Raw genomic sequence first — 20,219 nt, 5'->3', positions numbered from 1 at the left:
AGGGTGTAAAGACTTGCGCGGAGAATTTTAAAAGAAAAGCTCCATAGGAGACCGCTAATACTATAGCCAGTTATTTAGCGAAAGATTTTTGCATATTTATGGATAAAGCTTTCCCAACATGAAAAAATTAGCGTTTTCGTTTTTCTTAATTACTTCAGTGATGCAACTTGGATTTGCTCAACATGAACTGATCCATGCCAACCCCTCTACATTAGGATTTGATAAAGATTTCATCACCCAAAAAGTGGATTCTCTTATGGAAATGGGCATCGACAGTTTGGCTTTTCCAGGAGCACAACTTTTAGTAGCAAAGAACGATACGGTTATTTTTCACAAAGCCTACGGTTACCATACCTACAGCAACAATCAACCTGTCGCGTTGAACGACTTATACGATTTAGCCTCGGTGACCAAAATTGCTGGGCCTTTACCCGCTTTAATGAAGTTGGTGGACGAGGGGAAGCTTGATCTGGACAAACCTTTCAGCACCTATTGGAAACCTTGGAGAAATCGAAAAGACAAAAAAGATCTAACGCTCCGGGAGATTTTGGCACATCAGGCAGGTTTAGTCCCCTACATTGTGTTTTTGGAAAAAGTAGTTCGGAAAAATGGCAAGATCAAAAGAAGATTTGTGCATCATTCATCTGATAAACGATTCCAAGGGCAAGTATATGATGGGCTTTATATCAACAATCGCTTTGAAAGGAAAATGAACAGAATCATTAACCGGTCCAAAGTCTCGGATGAAAAGAAATACCTGTATTCGGGACTCACTTTTTTGATTTTTCCTAGTTTGATCGAGCAACTCACAGGAAGCGACTATCAAACCTATTTGGCAGAGAATTTCTATCAACCTATAGGGGCTAATACCTTGGGATATCTGCCTGAGGGGAAAAATTATGTAAATGCCATCGTCCCCACAGAAGTGGATTCCCTCTTTAGAAAAACCTTGGTAAAAGGATGGGTACACGACGAAAACGCAGGGCTAAAAGGAGGTGTTTCTGGTAATGCAGGCTTGTTTGCTACAGCCGATGACTTGGCCAAATTGATGCTCTTTTATCAAAATTATGGCAGAGTGGAAGGCTTACAGCTTATCTCAGCCGAAACCGTGAAAGAGTTTACTGAGGTGCAATTTCCAGAAAACGATAACCGCCGTGGTCTTGGTTTTGACAAACCTCTCTTGAATAATGCCGAGCTACCCTTGGCGGAAGCTTATCCTTCCCCTTTGGCAAGCCCCACAAGTTTTGGTCACTCTGGTTTTACGGGAACTTTTGTGTGGGCCGATCCCGAAAACAAGCTCACGTTTATATTTCTATCCAACCGGGTTTATCCGTCAAGAGACCACCAAAAACTGTATAGTTTGAATATCCGAGAAGCTTTGCAAGATGTTTTTTATCGGGCAGCAGACCACTAGTGATTGTCATCTTCTTTAACCATAAGGCTTAGAAATTTGTATTTGAGATAGCCGCTCTATAGTAGGGCTACAATAAAAAGCTCCTTAGGAGAGAAATTTTGTATCCAGCCCACCATGGTGGGGCCATGGGTACAACAGTAAAGTTCTTTTTTCTTGTCCTTTTGGCTTGACCCAAAAGGACCAAAAGGTCAAGTCGTGGCAAAGCTTCCACCCGCTTACCTACCGCCGGCCCGCTGCCACGACCGCCCACCGCGCCCACACAACTGGCGATAGTGGTAAATAATTAAGCACTTGCTTATTGCTTTGAATGAATATATCAATTTATATCACCACCCAGCAAGCTCCGAAGGAGCGATATTTTTGTAGTAAAAAATAAGCCTCCAAAATCTGAGTTATGTAGGTTTTGGAGGCGATTTTAAAAGGTTGTTCGGGCTAATTAATCCGTTTGGCTTAGTCCATATTTTTCTTTTCCACAACCCAGCCTGCTGATTTTGCCAATGCCGGAGGATTGCTGGTGAAAAGCTTTCCCGCTTCCTCGTCTCCTTTAAGTTGCCACTTATACCAGTTAAGAGCTACCCGGGCAAATTCTCCACCATGTGGCTGTCCATAGGTACCCCCATGTCCCACATCCAGATTGCCCACAAATATGGGAATATGATTGATGCGGCTGAAATCGTCCATTCCATTTCCATAGGCGATGTCTGATTCTCCACCCAGCAAATAGAGGGTAGGAACTTTGATTCTTTGCAATTGTTCCTTACTGACCTGTGGCATGCCGGGCATCCCCGCACCTGGATTGCCCAATACTCCACTGTTGAATACTCCAACCGTAGTGATTCTGGGATCACCGGCAACTTCAATAGTCTGCAGGCCCCCGCAAGACATACCGCTCACTCCAATGTGACCGGTGTCGATCTTTTGGTAATAAGGGCTTTTGGGATCATTATTTTGTGCAATGGCCCAGTCTAGGGCGTCCAGTAGTTTTTGCGACTTGGAACGAACATCGGTCTGTTTGGGCATCGTACCGATCGCGACGACCAGAAAACCATGGGAAGCTATTTCATTCAGGAAGTTGACATGCTCCCAAGGGGAATCGTAGCAGGCACCATTGCCCCAAGCGATAACAGGAAGTTTGTGTGCTCCTCCAAAAGCATCTGTATTCTGGGGCCTGAAGATGGTATGCGTAGGCAAGCTGGTTTCCGATGTCATCACGGCAGGATATTGTCCTGTACCACCATTTTCAATGATTTCGCTGACAGAGCTTTCCTGAAAAACAAGGTTCTCAGTAAAGAAAGGCAAGGCTTTGGTTTCTATGCGTTCAGCGATGCGGTTGAGATGGTCACCTTCGTAGCTTTCATAGAGATGCTCGATCTGATATGAGTCCAATATTTCATGTAGCTTTTGGGTAGCCTCGCTGATGCCTCTATCCTCTGTGCCGGCATCCATTCCTATGGCTTTGAGCTTTTTCAGGTTTGGGATATAGTGGTCTATAGTGGTGAGCGTCCGGCTGGCGATGATCTTATTGATAATGTCCTGTCTTGGTGATCCGTCCTTCGCTGGGAGATCCAGGTAGAAGGGAGGATTTTGGGGATTTGGCGCAAAGGCAGCAGAAGTAGCAAGTGCCGCTATCTCGAAAAACGATGCATCCTGGAGTTGATCAGGTGTGAAATTTTCCAACTTCGAAATCATTTCAGGATTGCTGCCTGCTCCGCCGTCCATACAGCAAGGGCTAAGGGCATAGATCGCAGCATAAACCTCCGGATATTTCATGCCCAATCGTAGTGTACCATAGCCGCCCATAGAATGTCCGGCAAGTCCTCTACTGGCCTTATTGGGCAGCGTTCGGTAGTTGGAGTCTATGTAGCTCACTAGCTCTTGGGTGACAAAGGTTTCCCAGTCGCCTATGGTGGCCGAACTTGCATACATACTCCCCTTAAACTTGTTGTAAGCATTGGGCATTACCACAATCATCTCTTTGGAACTTCCGGCCGAGAGGGACTGCTCGATCACATCCTGAAGGTTAATCCAATGGTCTTCCCATCCAAACCACTGGGAATCCGTGTCGGTAAATCCATGTAGCATGTAGAGTACTGGGAAGTTTCTGTCAGGATCCGTTTGATAAGAAGGAGGGAGATAGACTGTCACATCTCGGTCTGCAGGGTCACCAATAAGGTTGCCCTCCAGTGCTTTGCTATGTACTTTGACCCGCTCTTTGGTTCCGTTTTGTGCCTGGGTGACAGTCAATCCGAGGCATAGGAGTAGGGTAAGTAGAAAAGTTTTTTGCATAGGTTAATGGGTTTAGGTCTTTTGTAAAAATAGGTCAAAGCGAGAAGTTGTCCAACCGCTCTTGCTTAGATTATGGTTCGCCAGGGCAATGACATTTCCTTCAGGAGGATGGAAATGAGTTTCATTTTGTTAGCATAGGTGAGATCATCCGATAATTATGATTAACGGTATTACAAATTCCTGAAATATTGGTTCGGGATAACCTTTGAGTTTTTTTTACACCTCGAAGGTTTCAGATCTTCAGGACAATCTTCAACTTTATATCTTTGATATTCATCGGAAGCCAAATAGCTGAGTGATTTTTTTTTAAACCGCATAGGAGACGCGAAGCACACAAAGGTTTCGCAAAGAAGAATATGATTCACTAAACCCCTAATACTATTGAAGCTTCAATATCCAACTTTCGGCTTATGCCTCGGGCGACTTTTAGTGTAAGTTCACTTTTCCCGTTAAGGTATTCGCTAATTCTTGAACTGCTTATCCCTAAAAAATCAGAAAGAGCTTTCTGGTTTAAACCTCGTTCATGCATTCTCAATTTTATGGCTTCTACTAAGGTAGGTGGTAATACTGAAAAATGGGCTTCTTCATAATCCGCAATCAAATCTGAAAGAATATTCAATTCAGCAAATCCCTTGGCTTCAGAATTTTTTATATTATCTGGATTAGAAAGCAATTCCTCAATTCTTTCTAAAATGGCGTTATATTCCTATAAATCAATGGCTAAAACTCTTTCCAATTTGGATATCGTCGATAAATTAAAATCAAATTCACCTTTTACCATTTGGCCTACTTGCTTAGGAGTCACACTAAGTGCCTTGGCCAGATCTTTTTGATTCCAGCCCTTGTCATCCAATGCATCCAGAATGCACCAAGCTATCTTTCTAGAGCTCTTGAGCCATACCTTGTTTTCTTTTCTGAAAACAACTTTGTCTTTCCAGTTGGAACTGGGGTTCTTTGCCGCTAAATCTTTTAAATTTCCCATAGTCAAAATCACAAAGCTTTCAATTCCAATGCATAATCATAAGGAATAAAATTCCTTGCTGTTGCATTTTCAATCCAACCGACTTCTTGATGGCTAATTTCCACGATTTCTGTAGGAGAGGTTTCCAGAAATGTGTTAGCAACTTGTTCTAAAAAACTAATTTCTGACTCCAAAAAAAGGGTAGAATCAAATGGGCGATCTTGTCTTCCTATTAATTTTTCTTTTCTGCTTCCATTATCCAACGGCGTATAAAAGATATCTATAACATCTGTCTCAGATAGATTTTCAAATAAAGTCTGAAATTTATCTGGCACAGGTCCATATGGAATTGCTTTGTAACGGGCTCCACTCATACTTACTCCAAGCTCTCTAAAACACAGGAAATCAGCATAAAACAAGAGCTTATTCATCTTTGTCTTAAAGGATGGAACCTTATGTGCAAAAAATACCACCATTTCTTTTAGCCGTGCTAGACTGGGTTTTCTGTATCCTGTCAATTCGCTTAAAGGTGAGTTTCCTATCAGATAAGATTCCAGAAAGTCTGTTTTTGACTCTTCTTCAATCCTTGTATTGACCTTATCAAGTAGCTTAGATTTAGTTTTTGCATTATCTATTTCCCAATCTTTGACAAGGCTATGGAAACTTTCAGGGTCTGAAGCCAATTTCAGTAGTTTGGAATTAGCTAAACTAGGTATTTCTCCTCTCTCATACAGTCCATAACTGTTAGGCCCAAACCCAAGAATCTCACTCATTTTTACAGCCGACAACCCATACTTCTCCCGCGTTTCTTTTATTTCTTCTGGAGAGGGGATATGGTGCTTGGCCCGGAAGGAATTATACACCAAAGAAAGATTTAACTCATCTAATTGTGTGCTGGTAAACCGTTCGCCGGAATCCTCACAGAGATAAAATCGCTGCTTTAAAGTAAACTCTTCCTTACGAAAGGTCAGTGTTTGAACTTCAGTATGGATAGCCATTGGCTTTCCTGTTAGTGGACTATTCATTTTAATTGGATCTAAACGGATACTTCATCGGGTGCTCAGCGATATGGAAGGAAATGTAAATAACATTTGAATTTGGAGCTCCGAGGCAAATCTTGATATATACTTCTTTCTCCTTGATTTCTTTTCCAAAAACCCACATTTCCTTACTTCCATGCCATTCTTCAAGCAGTGGTCCTTCTGAAAAATCCTCGATGCTTAATTGATCGATGAATTTTTCTCTGTCTATAGGTCTAATTTCCAAGTCAAGCATGGTTTGCTTGTTTTTAGGACGATCCATAAAAATGATTTCGAATGTCCTTCTTTTCTCCTGAAAACCTTTGAGGAATTCATTTACCTCAGGTTTGTTGCTGCTTATATTTTGCAAATATAATACCTTAAAGTTTATAATCAATAAAAATATCTATTAAATTAAACTTTAAAGGTTGAATGTCGTGATAAATAAAATTCAGAATTTCGAATAAACATCATCCTTTACCTGCTCACAGATTTTCGAAAAGTCTGGAAATGCAAATCTTTTGAAAAAGAGAGAATGGTTCACCAATACAAATTAGAACTATTAATTATTCTCTATTTTTCCCTCAATGAATCTGATTCAATAAATTTCTTTGTATCTAGGACTTCTTCAATTTCTAGACCGGATTTAGTGTATTGGCACATAGCAATTATTGGTGTATACCCATTCTTGGCTAGTGTTTTTATAACTATTTCAAAACATTTTTTATGAACTTGTGGACCAAAGATCACTCTAACTAACTCGGTCTTATTAAAGGGAATTGTTCCTACGTTTTCAATTATTCTCCACTCTTTCTCATAACCCCATGCTTTTCTTTTCTTGATATATGCTTTAGATCTGTCGAGGTCATTTTTAGCCAGAATTACTTTGTTTGAATATCTAATAGGAATTAATTTCTCTTTGAAATAATCATTTGTACTAAAATCAAATTCTAAACAAATTCCTTTTCCTGAATCAGCATAATGAGACCACATTAATTCAGAATCTGGTTTTGAGCTAAAGCTACATATACCAATAGACTGGCGAGAAAATCTCTGGAATGTCTTGATTTGTTCTTCATTAAGGACGGAGGCTAGGCCGTCCCAAAACCAATCCTCATTATTTGGTGATTTAGGATCTCTTCCATTCTCTGCAATAGAAAGTTTATCAAAAATAGTTTCCTTTAAAAACTCTCGACTCATTTCAAAATCACAGTCATAAGGATCATTCAGATTTGATGCAGAACCTGCCCAAAGAGAGTTATTTCTTAGAAGTTTAATCAAATTCCTATTGATACTATGGTATTTATAGAGAGCCTTTGGCTTTGGTTTAAGAATTTGCCAAAATGTCCTTAAATGCTTAATATTTTTAAAAATCACTATTTCAATGTTTGGCCTGGAAAAACTGAGTAATAATGTTTACTAACAGACTGATCAATATAAAAGAATCTAAAAAAAAGAAAATAACCAATTGTGTTTAGTTTAAAATCCACTATCAAAGATTTATTGATAATTAAGTCTCCAGCTTTAAATTTATTAATAATATTTATGTATTCTGGCTTATCATAATCAGTTATCTCTCCAAGTTTTGTCAAAATAGTTGATATTGCTTCTCCAGCTTCATTTAATTCTTCTGTGCTAAAGCTAGTGTAGAGATTTTTTATCTCCTCCCTATTAAAAAGAAGAGTTAATTGATGGTTGATAATTTGATTAAGTTTATTTGTGTCAGATTCAAGAGAGGATACCTGTTTTTTATTATTTTCAATTGCTTCTTCTTTTTCTCTAAGTTTAGATTCTAATGAAGATATTTTTTCATTTAATTCTTTTTGATCTTTATATCCATTTTCGGCTTGTTCATAATCAAATTTTGCTCTAGCAACAATTTCCCTTTCGCCATAGTCTTTACTGATTTTATCATAGTAAGTTTTCTTTCTTTCATTGTAAATTCTTGCTGTGCCTTTTTCGAAAAGATGAAAAATATGAGGGATTACTAAAGTGTAAATAACTGCTAAGCTTGTTGGAAAAAATAGTGATGTCCAAAAATCCAAATAGGAAAAGGAAACTAAGGAAATTCGATGTTCAACAGAACTATCAGACAAGAATAGAATAAATAAGGCTTTCCAATTAAATAATATCCAGAAAAAAGTCAAGCTACCAAGAAATGGATTTTTAGTTCTTTCTTTTATAAACTCTTTAAAGTCATCAAATAGCTCCATAATTATTTGTTTTCAATTTTCTGATTATACCACCTCCCTCAAACAACTCTGCATCCACTGTTCCTGCGTAATTTGCTGGGTTTCTATTTCTTCTTCTAATTTATCACAGAATCCCATTAAAGCATTGACTTTTTCTACAATGGCTTTTTGTTCTTCTGCTGGTGGTAATGGAAATATCATCTTATGAAGTGATTGCCCTGTCAAATGTTGTATTCCAGCGCCTGTAAAATATTGCTCAATTAAACGATTGCTATCAAGAAGCCATAAATAGAAAACAAGTAATTTTGGCTCAACTAGTTTGCCAACAAACCTCACTCTATGAAGCGCTTTTTGAATCATAATTGAGTCTTCGTTCTCCCAAACTGAAGCTCTCCCTGGATATCCTCCTTCACAAATGAGAACATCTCCCTTTTTTGCAGAGAACTTCTCAACTTCGTCATCTTCAAATCGCATTTCTTTCACATCGTTCATGTCAAATGAAAACCACCTAACATTCTGATTTCTTAGATAAGGTTTGAAATCACCTTTGTTCTTGTTTCTATCTAACATTTTCCCAAGTATGTGGTCTGCAATCTGTCCCAACCTACACCATGCCCATCCTTCTGGCAATTCATAAGGGATCTCTTCTTCTGAGATCTCAGGAAGCGGTTTTTCCTTTTTAATTTTTCCTTCTTTGATCAGTTGTTTTTTCTCTGCTTTTATTCTGGCAAGTAGGATAGTGGCTGGCTCTACCCCTCTGCCTTCGGCATCTCCCTTGAAAAGGGGAGAGGTCTTCAATGGGTTTTCCGTTCTCCAATGATGAGTCAACTTCCCCTGCACAGCCAACTGCAAAATGCTTTCTCGGAGTTTTTTGATGTTTTCTTTTTCGGTAAAGAAAGTGCCGAAATGTTCCTTTAAATATGTCCACTGCTTAGCTGTATCTTTCTCTACGGCTTGGCACAGCTGCTGCAAAGCTGAGGTCACATAATCTGCTTTGAGTTGAATACGCTTTTCGGTTAAGTCTTCCAATTGGGCCACTTCCGCAAACAATTTATTGACGACTTCTACAATAGCTTTTTGTTCTTCGAGAGGAGGGATTGGAATGTACAGATTTGCAAAAGAATTCCTTGAAATACCTCCAATAATCCCAGTCATATTCTCCTTAAAAGCTTCACTAAATGAAGATGATCCGTACAACGAAAGAATGTAAACTGACTCAATCCCACCAAATTGTTGAACTGCGTAAAGCTTATTTCCAAAGCAGCAATCTTGATTGACAATCCCCATTTTTTTTCCTGCACTTCCTCCTTCAGAACAAATTAGGACTGTTCCCTTAGAAATTACTTTGAACTTGATTTCATCAAAAGGGATTTTCACTCCATTTTCATGATCTATTGAATCAAATATGTAACCTACATCTTTAGTACCTATATAGGGATAACCAATTTCAAGATTTGAATATTTTGCCTCCTTTATACTTTTATTTATGCTATCTCCATTAAAAATAAATCCAATATTCCCTAACCTTTCCCATTTCCAATTATTCGGAATATCAAAGTAAAATTCATCACTTAATACAGGATCAAACCTTTCTTTTTTGATTTTCTTAGCTTTGATCAATTTTACCTTTTCAGTTTCAATTTTTTCCATCAAAACAGAAGCGGGTTCCACGTTTGGATTTTCCTCACGCCATTGCCTGGTCAATTTCCCTTGCACCGCTAATTGCAGAATCAATCCTTTCAGCTCTTGGGCGTTTTTGGGATGAAGGGTAAGGGCCTTAAAATGTTCTAGTAGTTTCATAGTTGTTCTCGTCTTTGCGAGGAGGTACGACGAAGCAATCTTAAGTCCATTGCTGAGATTGCTTCCCCGACTCATCGGGGCAGGCTGTGCCTCGCAATGACGATAGTAAGATTGCTTCGTCGTCGTTCCTCCTTCTCGCAATGACGATTAATTTAATATGCTTGTCAGGCAATGACGATTTATTTTAAGGCTTCGGTTAATACGTTAATAATCTCATTCTGAATCTCTGAGATCTTATTTTCGGTTTCTTGAAATTTCTTCAGCAATACCTCAGGGCTGGCCAGATTATCAGCTTCCTGATGAGGATTTTTGATATCCAGATTGTATCCTCGGGTTTTGATTTCCTCAGCAGAAACCTTCCAAGCGTGTTGGCTGTACGCTTCATTTTCCCGGTCATTCCACCAGGCTTTTTCCAAGTCAAACTCCTTAATGTTTATAGGTTTGCCCTTATTATAACTCTTGACTCCATCAGGGTAAGGATGATCAAAATACCAGATATCTTCCGTTTGATTTCCCTTCTCGAAAAACAGCAAATTGGTCTTTATGCCTGTATAAGGATTGAATACGCCATTGGGAAGTCGCACGATGGTATGCAGATTACAGCGTTCCATCAGTTCTTCTTTGATCCGGGTTTTGACACCTTCGCCAAAGAGCGTCCCATCAGGTAAAACCACGGCACATCTGCCTCCATCTTTCAGCAAACGAATAATCAAAGCCAGAAATAGATCGGCTGTTTCCTTGGTTCGGAACTTTTGTGGGAAATTTGTTTCGGTACCGTCTTCTTCCACACCGCCAAAAGGAGGATTGGTCAAGATGATATCTACCTTATCACTCGCTCCCCAATCTGCATAAGGCTTGCTCAACAGATTATCTCTGCGTACTGCCGGCACGTCAAAACCATGCAGCATTAGGTTAGTTGTACACAGCAAATGGGGCAGGGGCTTCTTTTCTATTCCACGGATTGTAGCCTGCAAGTCCCGCTCGTCTTGGTCGTTTTGTACCAGCGTTTTTTTATGATCTATGGAGCAGGTGAGGAATCCACCCGTTCCGCATGCAGGATCAAGAACTGTCTCTTTGAGTTGGGGATTGACAATATCCACCATAAACTGTGTCACCGCTCTCGGGGTGTAATATTCCCCGGATGATCCTGCCGATTGCAATTCCTTAAGAATCGTTTCGTAAAGGTCATTAAACAAATGCCGCTCTTTGGAACTGTTGAAATCGATCCGGTTGATCTGATTAATTACCTGACGGAAGAGCGTTCCGTTTTTCATGTAATTATAGGTGTCCTCAAAGACCGCACGTATAATCTTTGCTTGTGGGCTAATGCTGAAATCAAGCTCTTTCAAAACTGGAAAAAGCTCATTATTGATAAAGTCCATCAGCTCATCGCCAGTTAACCCTTCCTCATCAGCTGCCCAGTTTTGCCATTTGAGTTTGTCAGGAATCGGGCTTTGGTAGTCTTCAATGGTGATTTCCCATTCCTCTTCCTTATCTGCAAAAATCTTCATAAAGAGCATCCAGACCATTTGCGAGATGCGCTGTGCATCTCCGTCTACTCCTGTGTCTTTCCGCATGATATCACGGATGCCTTTAATATTGGTGGTAATTTGGGACATATAACTATATTTTCTATTCAGTTTTTTAAATCAGATTGTTGCTGTTGGCTTTCCGTCCATAGACGCTCTTACCAGACCCGCTATAAGCTCAGCAAAAGGGGTGATGTCTTGGTTTACACTGGCGCTTTCGAGTGCATTCATATACCGATCACGCTCTTCCACAGGAATGACTGTCCAGGGAAATCCCCCGGATACTAACATCACATTCATCAGAAATCGACCAATTCGACCATTTCCATCCATGTAAGGATGTATGTAAACGAATATAAAGTGGCCTAAAACCGCCCGGACAGATGCCTCTTTTTCTTCTTCTAATAATTTAAATAATATGGGCATGGCATCGCGTACTGCATCTTTACTCAGGGGCAGATGTTTCGAATTGCTGATGAATACTTGGTTGCTTCGATATCCCGCCAATTCTGCCGGTCTTATTATTCCCGTAGCCACACTAGGTGCAAATAGTGCTCTGAACCAATCCCCATGATCGGCATCAGCAATGATACCGGCATTTTTCCCGGATAAGATCGCATGAATACTCAACTCTACTTTGGTATAAGCCTCCCAATATCCACGGGCAGCCATGGCATCTTTCTGTTTTCTGTCAGATTCATTGTCAGTGACATTCCACCCACCTGACCGTACGCGCTCGATCAATTCCGCGCTCACTACATAATTTTCAATAGATAAGGAATGGTATGCATCCGTAGTATAAATCTCTTTTATTTGAGCAAGGGTGGCTTTTTCATTCCCTGAAAACCCAGGAGCTTTAGGGAATTTATCTAGTATGATAGGACGCATGGTTTGCCACATTAAGCGTATTCTATTTGCATACGGGGAAGCTTCCTTCAAATTGAGATTCAACGTGATCGGTGTTTCAAAGGGATCGCTTTCTCTCACGTCATAGCCAGCAGCTTTCATAGTCTTCAAAATATCATCTGCAATTTTATCCTGAGCCAAGTTGCGGTAAGCTCCAGCCAGTCTCCCGGCAATTTTGGAGTGTCCTCCCGTCAGTAGAATCGATAGTAGTTGAGAAGCGTCTTTTACCAATATCAAAGCAGCACGCACGTCGATGGGTCGTTTATGAAAAAGAGATGGAAGGGAATGCACAATAGCAGATTCCAGACGCATTGCCCGCACACCATTGATGAGGGTTGTTTCAGCCACTATGGGCAAAGGAGATTTCATTACAAATAGTGAAGTATTATAAATGAGCTGAGTGAGCGTATTGTTCCCCTTTGCAGATCGAATGATAAGTTGAGTCGGTATCACTGTGGAACCTGCATGAAGCATGAGCGATTGCTCAGCGGAAATACAATATTCTTCGCCGTAGCGCTCCTGCAGGTATCGAGCGCAAAATGTCCAGAAAGAAGAAAACCAAGAGGTACTCTCGCCGGTAGAATTATCAAATGAAGTGGCGAAATACCAGCCTTTAATCACCTCTTTGATAAACCCATTTTCCAGAAGCCTTTCGCGATGTACACGGGATAGATCACTAGATTTAATAGCAACTACAGATTGATCTTGAAGGCCTTTGAGCTGTTCTAATGATCTTGCTAATTTCTCACCCGGTGTAGCCATTAGTTTGTCGAGGTCTTCCTACTATTAATTGAATCCGTACTATTTTTATTAAACAAGGATGTGTAATTATTATTAGTAAATGTATAAATAAAGTATTTAGTAGGTTAAGCCGTTTGGTATATTTCGTTTTCCAGTTCTTTGATAGCCACATCAAAATCTTTTCTTTTCCCAAAAGCCCGTACCAACTCTACTGGGGAACCCAGTTGATTAAGCGGCTGCACTTTGAGAATTGATCCTTGTTCGATGGTGGTAATCCCTTCTTCCTCATATTTATCCAAAAGTGCAGTCAAAACTCGCTGGGCTTTTTCACTGTATTTGGCATAGTAATTCCTCTTACGAACCTGTGCAGCTCTTTCCTTACGGGTGAGGGGAGGCTGATCAAAAGCCACATGGCAAATTAAGTCAAAAGCATCCATGTCTTTGCCCACTTCTTCGCGTAATGCTTCCAATAAAATCCCCTGCTCTGCAAGTTCCTCTAAAAGAGCTTCTTTCTTTTCTGATTCGGTCCAGCGCTGGATAAAAGCATCTAAAGAGGCGAAATTCTGATCAATATTTTTGCGGGTATAATCTTTTAGAGATTCAGTAATCAGTCTTCCGTCTGCTCCAAAATATTGAATCCGTTCATTGATTACGGTTACCACTACATCATTGACGTAATACTTTCTTGGTTCTGCATCCGGGTCGGGTTCGTGAATAGTAATATCCGGTGGAGGAGGCTGAAGTAGTTGACGTGGCAATTCACTGACTCCCTCTACTTCTGAATCTAGGTCAGTTCCTTCTTCTGGTGGCACAGGTGATTCGTCAATTCCAGGTTCATAGATCTGAACCGGATCCCCATCAAAGTCCGGATCAGCAAATAGGTTTGTAGCTTTTCTGAAATCCATAATGGTGAAAAACAGTTTCCCTTCCGCTTCCCGGATTCTTGTGCCTCTTCCCACGATTTGCTTGAATTCTGTCATCGATGCGATGTTGGCTTCCAGCACGATAAGCTTGACCATTTTGGTATCAATTCCCGTAGTCAGCATTTTAGAAGTGGTGGCGATTACCGGGAATCGTTCTTCTACGTCCGTAAAGTTGTCCAACTCTCTTTTACCTACTTCATCATCTCCAGTGATTTTTACTACATAATGCTGATGCTGTGAGACCAGATCAGCATTTGCATTGATCAATGCCTGTCTCATTCGCTGAGCATGCTCTATATCAATACAAAAGACAATAGTCTTGGCAAATCGATCTGTAGCTTTTAGAAATTCTGTAATCTTCTCGGCGATCAATAGAGTCCGCTGATCAATGACCATTTTCCGGTCATAATCCTTCAGATTATAGATTCTATCCTTGATTTCATTTCCATATTTATCCAGCATTCCTGCTGATGGACGCCAACCTTCATCCAGATTGGTGGTGATCCTTACTACTTTATATGGAGCCAAAAAACCATCCATAATCCCTTGCTTAAGGGAATAGGTATAGACAGGCTCACCGTAATAATCCATATTGGAAATATCCTTGGTTTCTTTTGGCGTGGCAGTCATTCCGATTTGCGTAGCGCCTTCGAAATAATCCAATATTTCTCTCCATGCGGAAGCTTCAGAAGCTGATCCTCTATGACACTCATCTACAACAATCAGATCAAAGAAGTCTCTGCTAAATTCTTTATAGGCATTTTTCTCTTCTTCGTTACTTGTCAAACCTTGATACAGCGCAAAGTAGATTTGATAAGATTTATCGATTTTTCGGTTTTTGATGATATGCATAATATCATTTCCGAAAGGGGAGAAGTCCCCATTTTTTGTTTGGGTCAAGAGTGCATTTCTATCCGCTAGAAATAGAATCCGTTTCTTGATGCCGGTTTTCCAGAGTCGCCAAATTAAGTTGAAAGCCGTGTAGGTTTTTCCCGTGCCCGTAGCCATGACCAAAAGAATTCGATCTTGTCCTTTAGCAATAGCCTCAATAGCCCGGTTGACTGCATTTGCCTGATAATACCTTGGATTCATTCCAGAGTCATCGGTGTGATAATCCTGCTCAATGATTTCACGTTCCTTGGGAGTTTCTATTCCTTTAGAATTCAAATATTTCTCCCAAAGCTCTGCCGGAGATGGAAATTCCTGCATTGAAAGCTCTTTTTCACGAACTTCAGGATTGGTTTTGTCATGGAAAATAAAGGAGTCCCCATTGGAAGTAAAGACAAAAGGAAGTTGAAGAATATCCGAATACTCCAAAGCCTGTTGCATTCCTGCACCAATTCCTTTTTTATTATCCTTGGCTTCGATGATGGCAAGAGGGATATTCTTTTTATAGTAAAGAATGTAATCCGCCCGTTTTCTTTTTCCTCTGGTATGAAGAGAACCTTGCACAATGATTCGGCCGTCAGTAAAAAACACCTCTTCACGAATCTGTTTTTGAATATCCCAACCAGCCAATTTTAAAGCTGGAGTGATGAATTTGGTGCAGATATCTCTTTCAGAGAGGCTTTTTTTGTGCATTGGAAAAAATTAGAATAAAAATCTCATTGTTAAAGATATTAGTTTGAGCCAGAAGGAAAAACTGTTTCAGATAAGTGAAGGTAATTTTTTCAGAATTGAATGGGAATTCATGAAAACGATAATGGATTTATGGAGACCAATTGTTAATGGCGAACTCAGTATATTTCAACCCCGCCAGTCGGCAATTAAAGGGTTTTCGTGTTCCATTTGCATTTTTCAATTTGCGGTAACTTGAAAAGGGAGGTTTTAATTACAAATCGATTAATAGCACATTCTTTTGGCTTTCCAAATTAGGTTATATTTGACGTATGAATAAAGCTAGGGAAATAAGAAATAGGCTTATTGATCGTTTGATGACAATCAATAATACTGATTATTTGACTGCCCTTGAGAAAGTAATTGCTACATCCAACATACAGGAATTAACAATTACCCTCACAGAAGAGCAGAAATTGATGTTGACGAGAAGTGATGACGATATCAAGCATGGTAGGATCATTGATCAAGATTCTCTAAATGAGCAAGAACTTGAATGGCTAAAAGAAAAATAGTCTGGACAGAAACTGCCGCCAAACAAAGAAAAAGTATTTTGAAGTATTGGGCTAATCATAATAAATCAAATTCTTTTTCTCTTAAATTACTGAGGCTAAGCAATGAGAAAGCTAAAGTAATAGCAATAAATCCTGCTATTTTTCAAAAAGCTGATTTCCTTAATACACATGTTGCAGCCATGAGGCATTTAAGCAATTTTTATCAGTTTACTTCAAGACAAATAATTATTACAGCATTCTGGGATAATAGGCAAGACCCGCAAAAGCTTTATTACTTATTAAATCAAGAATAATTTTTATCGATCAGGACTATTATGTTTCTAGCCGCGTATTTGAAATTGATCTGCATAATCTTCCGAATAATCAAAAATAGAGCGATAGGAAATCATTGGTTCAAAAGCTTCTAAGACTTTATGGATGACTTTCAAAATTGAACCTAATAATGACGCATCACTAAAACCCTCCAGTGGATGTAGAATTATTCCGTGATTTACTTTAACATAAAATCAAGCCAATATCGTACTAACCGTCCGATAACTTATTTTAAGCTAATCAGCCCAACTGAGCGCAAATCACTGTAATATGTTACATAATTTACGTTATGTTAAATACAAAATTCAATACTCCTCCATTTCCCATTTATTTTTAACTTAAGGCTTTGGATTACCTAATACCCCGACCAGCAGCTTTATGAATAATCAACTTCCCCGACTAGGGCTTTTTCTTGGACCTATAGCTTTTCTGTTGATATATTTTCTTGTAGATTCTCCAGGCTTAACTCCTGAATCCCGAGCTATGCTGGCACTTGCTGCGTGGATGGCGATCTGGTGGATCTCTGAAGCGATCCCAATTGCCGCTACCGCATTTCTCCCGCTGATATTTATGCCTATGCTCGGGATATTGCCTATTGGAGATGTCTCCAGTAATTACATGCATCCCACGGTAATGCTCTATATGGGTGGCTTCCTACTGGCCACAGGAATTGAGAAATGGAATCTGCACCGCAGGATTGCACTTAACATAATAAATTTATTAGGGACTGATCTGCGACGGATCGTTTTGGGATTTATCCTCGCCACAGGAATTCTCTCCATGTGGATCTCCAATTCCGCCACTTCCCTGATGATGCTACCGATTGGTTTGGCTGTAGTCAATCAATTTAAAGATCAACTAGGTTCTTCTAATTCTGGGATTGCACACAGTCTGGGTAAAAATATCATGCTTGGAATTGCCTACGGAGCATCTATCGGCGGAGTTGCTACCTTGATCGGTACACCTACTAACACTATTCTGGCTGCGGTGGTCAAGGATCTGTATGATTACACTATCGGATTCAATGAATGGATGCTTTTTGGTCTGCCTTTGTCCATTTTCCTCTTATTTTTCTGCTGGTACTACTTAGTAAGTAATGCCAACCCATTGCCCAAAAAATTCAGTCTCAGTGAAGGTAAAAGTATTATTGCAGTCCAACTTAAAGCCTTGGGCAAGATCAGTTTCGAGGAGAAAACCGTGATGATTGTGTTTGGATTGGTTTGCTTTTCTTGGATTACCAGAAGCTTTTTCCTGGAGAAATTCTTACCGGGAATCGACGATACGATTATTGTATTGACAGGTGTAGTTTTACTTTTTGTACTCCCCTCCTCCTCTGGTTCAGAGCGGATTTTGGACTGGAAAACTGCCGAAAAAATCCCTTGGGGAGTCTTAATCCTATTTGGAGGCGGCTTGGCATTAGCAGCTGGTTTTCAAAGCACTGGGCTTGCGGAATGGATCGGCCAGAAATTCACCTTGTTGGAAGGCGTCAGCTTCATACTGCTATTATTGATCATAGTAGCTTCCGTCAACTTCCTCACCGAGATTACTTCCAACGTAGCGACAGCTTCCATGTTGCTTCCGATTCTGGCTTCTGTAGCCTTCAAACTTGATTTGCATCCTTTTGGATTGATGATTGGAGCGACCTTGGCGGCCAGTTGTGCATTTATGCTTCCTGTGGCCACTCCACCAAATGCCATTGTCTTTGGTTCGGGCTATCTGCAGATGAAGGATATGGTCAGTGCTGGCTTTTGGCTGAATATCATTTCGATTATTCTGGTGACTTTGATGGTGTATTTTGTGCTTCCTCTTATGTGGGGAATTGATTTGATGAGTAATCCGTTCTGATTTTGGATTTTTGATTCGGTCGTCTTTGCGAGGAAAAATTAATGACCAAAGGGAATTGTTTTTGACGCGGCAATCTCTTATGAGTACTCATTACTCTGGGATCGCCGCGCTTTGCTCGCGATGACGAATAGTCACTGATGTTTGGTTCATTTCGACATTCGATATTCATCATTCGGCGTTCGATATTAGCTTATTTACGATTTAAGAATTGGGATTTACTACATCTTTGATTCTCTGAGGTTTAAATTGATTTGTCCGTCTTTGCGAGGAAGAATCAATGACCAAAGGGAATTGAATTTGACGCGGCAATCTCTTTTAAATGCTCATTACTATTAGATCGCCGCGCTTTGCTCGCGATGACGAATAACAACGAGCTTGTGTGCCTCAGCTTCGTGATGACGAATAACAATGAAATTGCTTCATCGTGCCTCCTCGCAAAGACGCCAAAAAATTGTCTGTTGTGCCGCTGAGCCTTTGCGGGAGTTACATTACAATCCATCCCACAATCCCCCTATTTCGTCACATATTTTTGCTAAGCCATTCGACTCCGACTAATCTTGAACTATCAATTAGAAAGAGAATTAATGAACACCAGGAAAGTCTTTTATTTGCTGATACTTTTGGCTTTTATTTACAATCTCATGCTACTCTACACGCATGGAAAAGAGCAAGGAGAAACGGAAAAGACTACACAGAACATCAAGACGAATCTAATTGAATCAAGGTAGTTTAACGTATTTAATACTAGTGAATTATGAAGTCAAACAGATTTGTATTTAGAGATTTAGAATGGTGGATCACCACCTTAGTTTTTTTGATTATAGTGCTGACTAATATCGTCATCAGCATGACTTCCAATCATTACCCGGTGGGGAAGTTTTTCGGGATCGTCTTTCTGCCAATTGTCCTATATATAGGCTTTTATGTGATGCACTTGATCGTAATCCCAAAATTCCTGAAGGATAAAAATGTGCTTCATTTGGTATTATACAGCATCTTGACGGCTGTAGTGACTGCCGCACTTTCAGGTGGCTGTGCCGGAGTCAACGGCGTAAATGCAGAAAGATTCTTCCGCTTTTACCTCAGTACCATAGCACTCTATTCCGGGTATTTGGTCACAGCTATTTTACTGCGAAAGATGTTTTTACCACCAGTGTTCAAGGACTTCCAGCTATACAACAGCATCAGGTTATTTATGATTTTCCTCTTCGTGAGCATCTTCTTATTTGCTTCCCGACTCTTTGTAAATGAGGTGATTCTGGTTATTTTCTTAGCAATCATTCCTGCTATAGCTTTCTTTGTTCTCTATAATTATTTTCTACTATATAGAAATAAACTAGAAGGCAACATCATAGCCTACCGTTGGTTTCTTTGGGCATTGATCAGTATCATCGGCTTTATTTTCCTCGCGATATCCATAGACCAAAACGTACCCGAAATTTTGCTCTTGGGTATAGGAATGATAATGATTCTGGTTTTTGTGATTTTCCCTCTTTCCAATCTGATTTTTAAAAAATACGACGACTATGTTGGCAAAATTGATCACTTGTCTGTGCAGGTAAACCAAAGCACAGCCAACCTCAGTTTTCTAAGATCCCAGATCAATCCGCACTTTCTCTTCAATGCACTGAACACGCTCTATGGAGCTGCGCTGATGGAAAATGCCGAAAAGACTTCGGATGGGATTCAGAAGCTTGGCGACATGATGCGCTTTATGCTTCACGAAAATCAAATGGATAAAATCCCGCTTACCAGAGAAATTGATTACCTGAGAAACTACCTGGATCTGCAGATGTTGCGCTTTAAAAATGAGTCAAATCTGGATGTGGAAATCAAATTGTCTGACGACATCTGTGAGGGTAATATTGCGCCTATGTTGTTGATTCCATACGTAGAAAATGCTTTCAAACATGGAATAAGCACCAAAAGTAAGTCTTGGATCAAGATCAATCTGAGATGTCTTCAAGGCTCAGTTCATCTGGATGTGGTGAATAGTATTCATCCCAAAAAGCAAACGGAAGATCCTCGGGATGAATCAGGAATAGGTTTGGAAAATGTCAAAAGCAGACTGGCACATTTCTATCCACAAAAACATAATTTAGCCATCGTATCAAATGACACAGAGCATTTCGTTCATTTGTCAGTACAATTATCCTGAT

The 20,219-nt window shown here is 40.0% G+C and carries 16 protein-coding genes; 5 read left to right on the top strand and 11 right to left on the bottom strand.

Annotated elements, in window-relative coordinates:
- Nucleotides 1-118: 118 nt before the first annotated feature.
- Complete coding sequence (locus U3A58_RS06420) at nt 119-1,414, top strand: serine hydrolase domain-containing protein (protein WP_323822574.1); 1,296 nt, start codon at nt 119-121, stop codon at nt 1,412-1,414.
- Between the two features lie 450 nt (nt 1,415-1,864).
- On the opposite strand, the gene U3A58_RS06415 is transcribed toward U3A58_RS06420, so the two are convergent.
- The 11 genes from U3A58_RS06415 to hsdR all read right to left on the bottom strand — a co-directional run bounded on the left by U3A58_RS06415 (nt 1,865) and on the right by hsdR (nt 15,352).
- Complete coding sequence (locus U3A58_RS06415; RefSeq protein WP_323822573.1) at nt 1,865-3,700, bottom strand: alpha/beta hydrolase-fold protein; 1,836 nt, start codon at nt 3,698-3,700, stop codon at nt 1,865-1,867.
- Nucleotides 3,701-4,064: 364 nt separating this feature from the next.
- Nucleotides 4,065-4,373 carry a helix-turn-helix domain-containing protein gene (locus U3A58_RS06410; protein ID WP_323822572.1) on the bottom strand — a complete coding sequence of 103 codons (309 nt, stop codon included), beginning with the start codon at nt 4,371-4,373 and terminating at the stop codon, nt 4,065-4,067.
- 33 nt (nt 4,374-4,406) lie between these two features.
- On the bottom strand, nt 4,407-4,682 hold the full coding sequence (locus U3A58_RS06405; protein ID WP_323822571.1) for a helix-turn-helix domain-containing protein: 276 nt from the start codon (nt 4,680-4,682) through the stop codon (nt 4,407-4,409).
- Between the two features lie 8 nt (nt 4,683-4,690).
- Nucleotides 4,691-5,686 (bottom strand): type II TA system antitoxin MqsA family protein, encoded by a 996-nt coding sequence (locus tag U3A58_RS06400; RefSeq protein ID WP_323822570.1) that lies wholly within the window; start codon nt 5,684-5,686, stop codon nt 4,691-4,693.
- A 1-nt stretch (nt 5,687) separates the two neighbouring features.
- The gene (locus U3A58_RS06395; RefSeq protein ID WP_323822569.1) at nt 5,688-6,050 is read right to left on the bottom strand and encodes a hypothetical protein; all 363 of its coding nucleotides are present in this window, start codon (nt 6,048-6,050) and stop codon (nt 5,688-5,690) included.
- Between the two features lie 203 nt (nt 6,051-6,253).
- Entirely contained in the window at nt 6,254-7,057 is an 804-nt protein-coding gene (locus U3A58_RS06390; protein ID WP_323822568.1) for a DUF2971 domain-containing protein, read from the bottom strand.
- Nucleotides 7,057-7,893 (bottom strand): hypothetical protein, encoded by an 837-nt coding sequence (locus U3A58_RS06385; RefSeq protein WP_323822567.1) that lies wholly within the window; start codon nt 7,891-7,893, stop codon nt 7,057-7,059. Before U3A58_RS06385 ends, U3A58_RS06390 begins: the two co-directional genes overlap by 1 nt.
- 24 nt (nt 7,894-7,917) lie before the next feature.
- Nucleotides 7,918-9,672, bottom strand: coding sequence for a restriction endonuclease subunit S (locus tag U3A58_RS06380; protein WP_323822566.1), 1,755 nt, complete (start codon nt 9,670-9,672; stop codon nt 7,918-7,920).
- Nucleotides 9,673-9,851: 179 nt separating this feature from the next.
- The gene (locus tag U3A58_RS06375) at nt 9,852-11,291 is read right to left on the bottom strand and encodes a class I SAM-dependent DNA methyltransferase (RefSeq protein WP_323822565.1); all 1,440 of its coding nucleotides are present in this window, start codon (nt 11,289-11,291) and stop codon (nt 9,852-9,854) included.
- A 30-nt stretch (nt 11,292-11,321) separates the two neighbouring features.
- Nucleotides 11,322-12,869 (bottom strand): Fic family protein, encoded by a 1,548-nt coding sequence (locus U3A58_RS06370; protein WP_323822564.1) that lies wholly within the window; start codon nt 12,867-12,869, stop codon nt 11,322-11,324.
- A 104-nt stretch (nt 12,870-12,973) separates the two neighbouring features.
- Nucleotides 12,974-15,352 carry an EcoAI/FtnUII family type I restriction enzme subunit R gene (hsdR, locus tag U3A58_RS06365; RefSeq protein WP_323822563.1) on the bottom strand — a complete coding sequence of 793 codons (2,379 nt, stop codon included), beginning with the start codon at nt 15,350-15,352 and terminating at the stop codon, nt 12,974-12,976.
- A gap of 308 nt (nt 15,353-15,660) precedes the next feature.
- Here hsdR and U3A58_RS06360 point away from each other — a divergent pair, with 308 nt between their 5' ends.
- From U3A58_RS06360 to U3A58_RS06345, 4 genes are all read left to right on the top strand, one after another.
- A complete protein-coding gene (locus U3A58_RS06360) occupies nt 15,661-15,903 on the top strand; it encodes a hypothetical protein (protein WP_323822562.1) in 243 nt (80 codons plus the stop codon).
- Nucleotides 15,885-16,196: a type II toxin-antitoxin system RelE/ParE family toxin gene (locus U3A58_RS06355; protein ID WP_323822561.1), complete on the top strand. Its 312-nt coding sequence runs from the start codon at nt 15,885-15,887 to the stop codon at nt 16,194-16,196. Before U3A58_RS06360 ends, U3A58_RS06355 begins: the two co-directional genes overlap by 19 nt.
- A gap of 397 nt (nt 16,197-16,593) precedes the next feature.
- Complete coding sequence (locus U3A58_RS06350) at nt 16,594-18,060, top strand: SLC13 family permease (RefSeq protein WP_323822560.1); 1,467 nt, start codon at nt 16,594-16,596, stop codon at nt 18,058-18,060.
- Between the two features lie 754 nt (nt 18,061-18,814).
- Nucleotides 18,815-20,218, top strand: a complete 1,404-nt coding sequence (locus U3A58_RS06345; RefSeq protein WP_323822559.1) for a sensor histidine kinase — start codon at nt 18,815-18,817, stop codon at nt 20,216-20,218.
- The last annotated feature ends 1 nt before the right edge of the window (nt 20,219 follow it).

The sequence above is a fragment of the Algoriphagus persicinus genome, from assembly GCF_035156415.1.
Taxonomy (GTDB): Bacteria; Bacteroidota; Bacteroidia; order Cytophagales; family Cyclobacteriaceae; genus Algoriphagus; species Algoriphagus persicinus.
Note: the sequence above shows the minus strand (reverse complement) of the source record. Positions and strands in the feature narration are given on the sequence as shown.

Bases quoted from the DNA above. Each gene is read 5' to 3' on its own strand.
- U3A58_RS06420 (WP_323822574.1), top strand. From the start codon at position 119: ATGAAAAAATTAGCGTTTTCGTTTTTCTTAATTACTTCAGTGATGCAA.
- U3A58_RS06415 (WP_323822573.1), bottom strand. From the start codon at position 3,700: ATGCAAAAAACTTTTCTACTTACCCTACTCCTATGCCTCGGATTGACT.
- U3A58_RS06405 (WP_323822571.1), bottom strand. From the start codon at position 4,682: ATGGGAAATTTAAAAGATTTAGCGGCAAAGAACCCCAGTTCCAACTGG.
- U3A58_RS06400 (WP_323822570.1), bottom strand. From the start codon at position 5,686: ATGAATAGTCCACTAACAGGAAAGCCAATGGCTATCCATACTGAAGTT.
- U3A58_RS06385 (WP_323822567.1), bottom strand. From the start codon at position 7,893: ATGGAGCTATTTGATGACTTTAAAGAGTTTATAAAAGAAAGAACTAAA.
- U3A58_RS06380 (WP_323822566.1), bottom strand. From the start codon at position 9,672: ATGAAACTACTAGAACATTTTAAGGCCCTTACCCTTCATCCCAAAAAC.
- U3A58_RS06375 (WP_323822565.1), bottom strand. From the start codon at position 11,291: ATGTCCCAAATTACCACCAATATTAAAGGCATCCGTGATATCATGCGG.
- U3A58_RS06370 (WP_323822564.1), bottom strand. From the start codon at position 12,869: ATGGCTACACCGGGTGAGAAATTAGCAAGATCATTAGAACAGCTCAAA.
- hsdR (WP_323822563.1), bottom strand. From the start codon at position 15,352: ATGCACAAAAAAAGCCTCTCTGAAAGAGATATCTGCACCAAATTCATC.
- U3A58_RS06360 (WP_323822562.1), top strand. From the start codon at position 15,661: ATGAATAAAGCTAGGGAAATAAGAAATAGGCTTATTGATCGTTTGATG.
- U3A58_RS06355 (WP_323822561.1), top strand. From the start codon at position 15,885: ATGGCTAAAAGAAAAATAGTCTGGACAGAAACTGCCGCCAAACAAAGA.
- U3A58_RS06350 (WP_323822560.1), top strand. From the start codon at position 16,594: ATGAATAATCAACTTCCCCGACTAGGGCTTTTTCTTGGACCTATAGCT.
- U3A58_RS06345 (WP_323822559.1), top strand. From the start codon at position 18,815: ATGAAGTCAAACAGATTTGTATTTAGAGATTTAGAATGGTGGATCACC.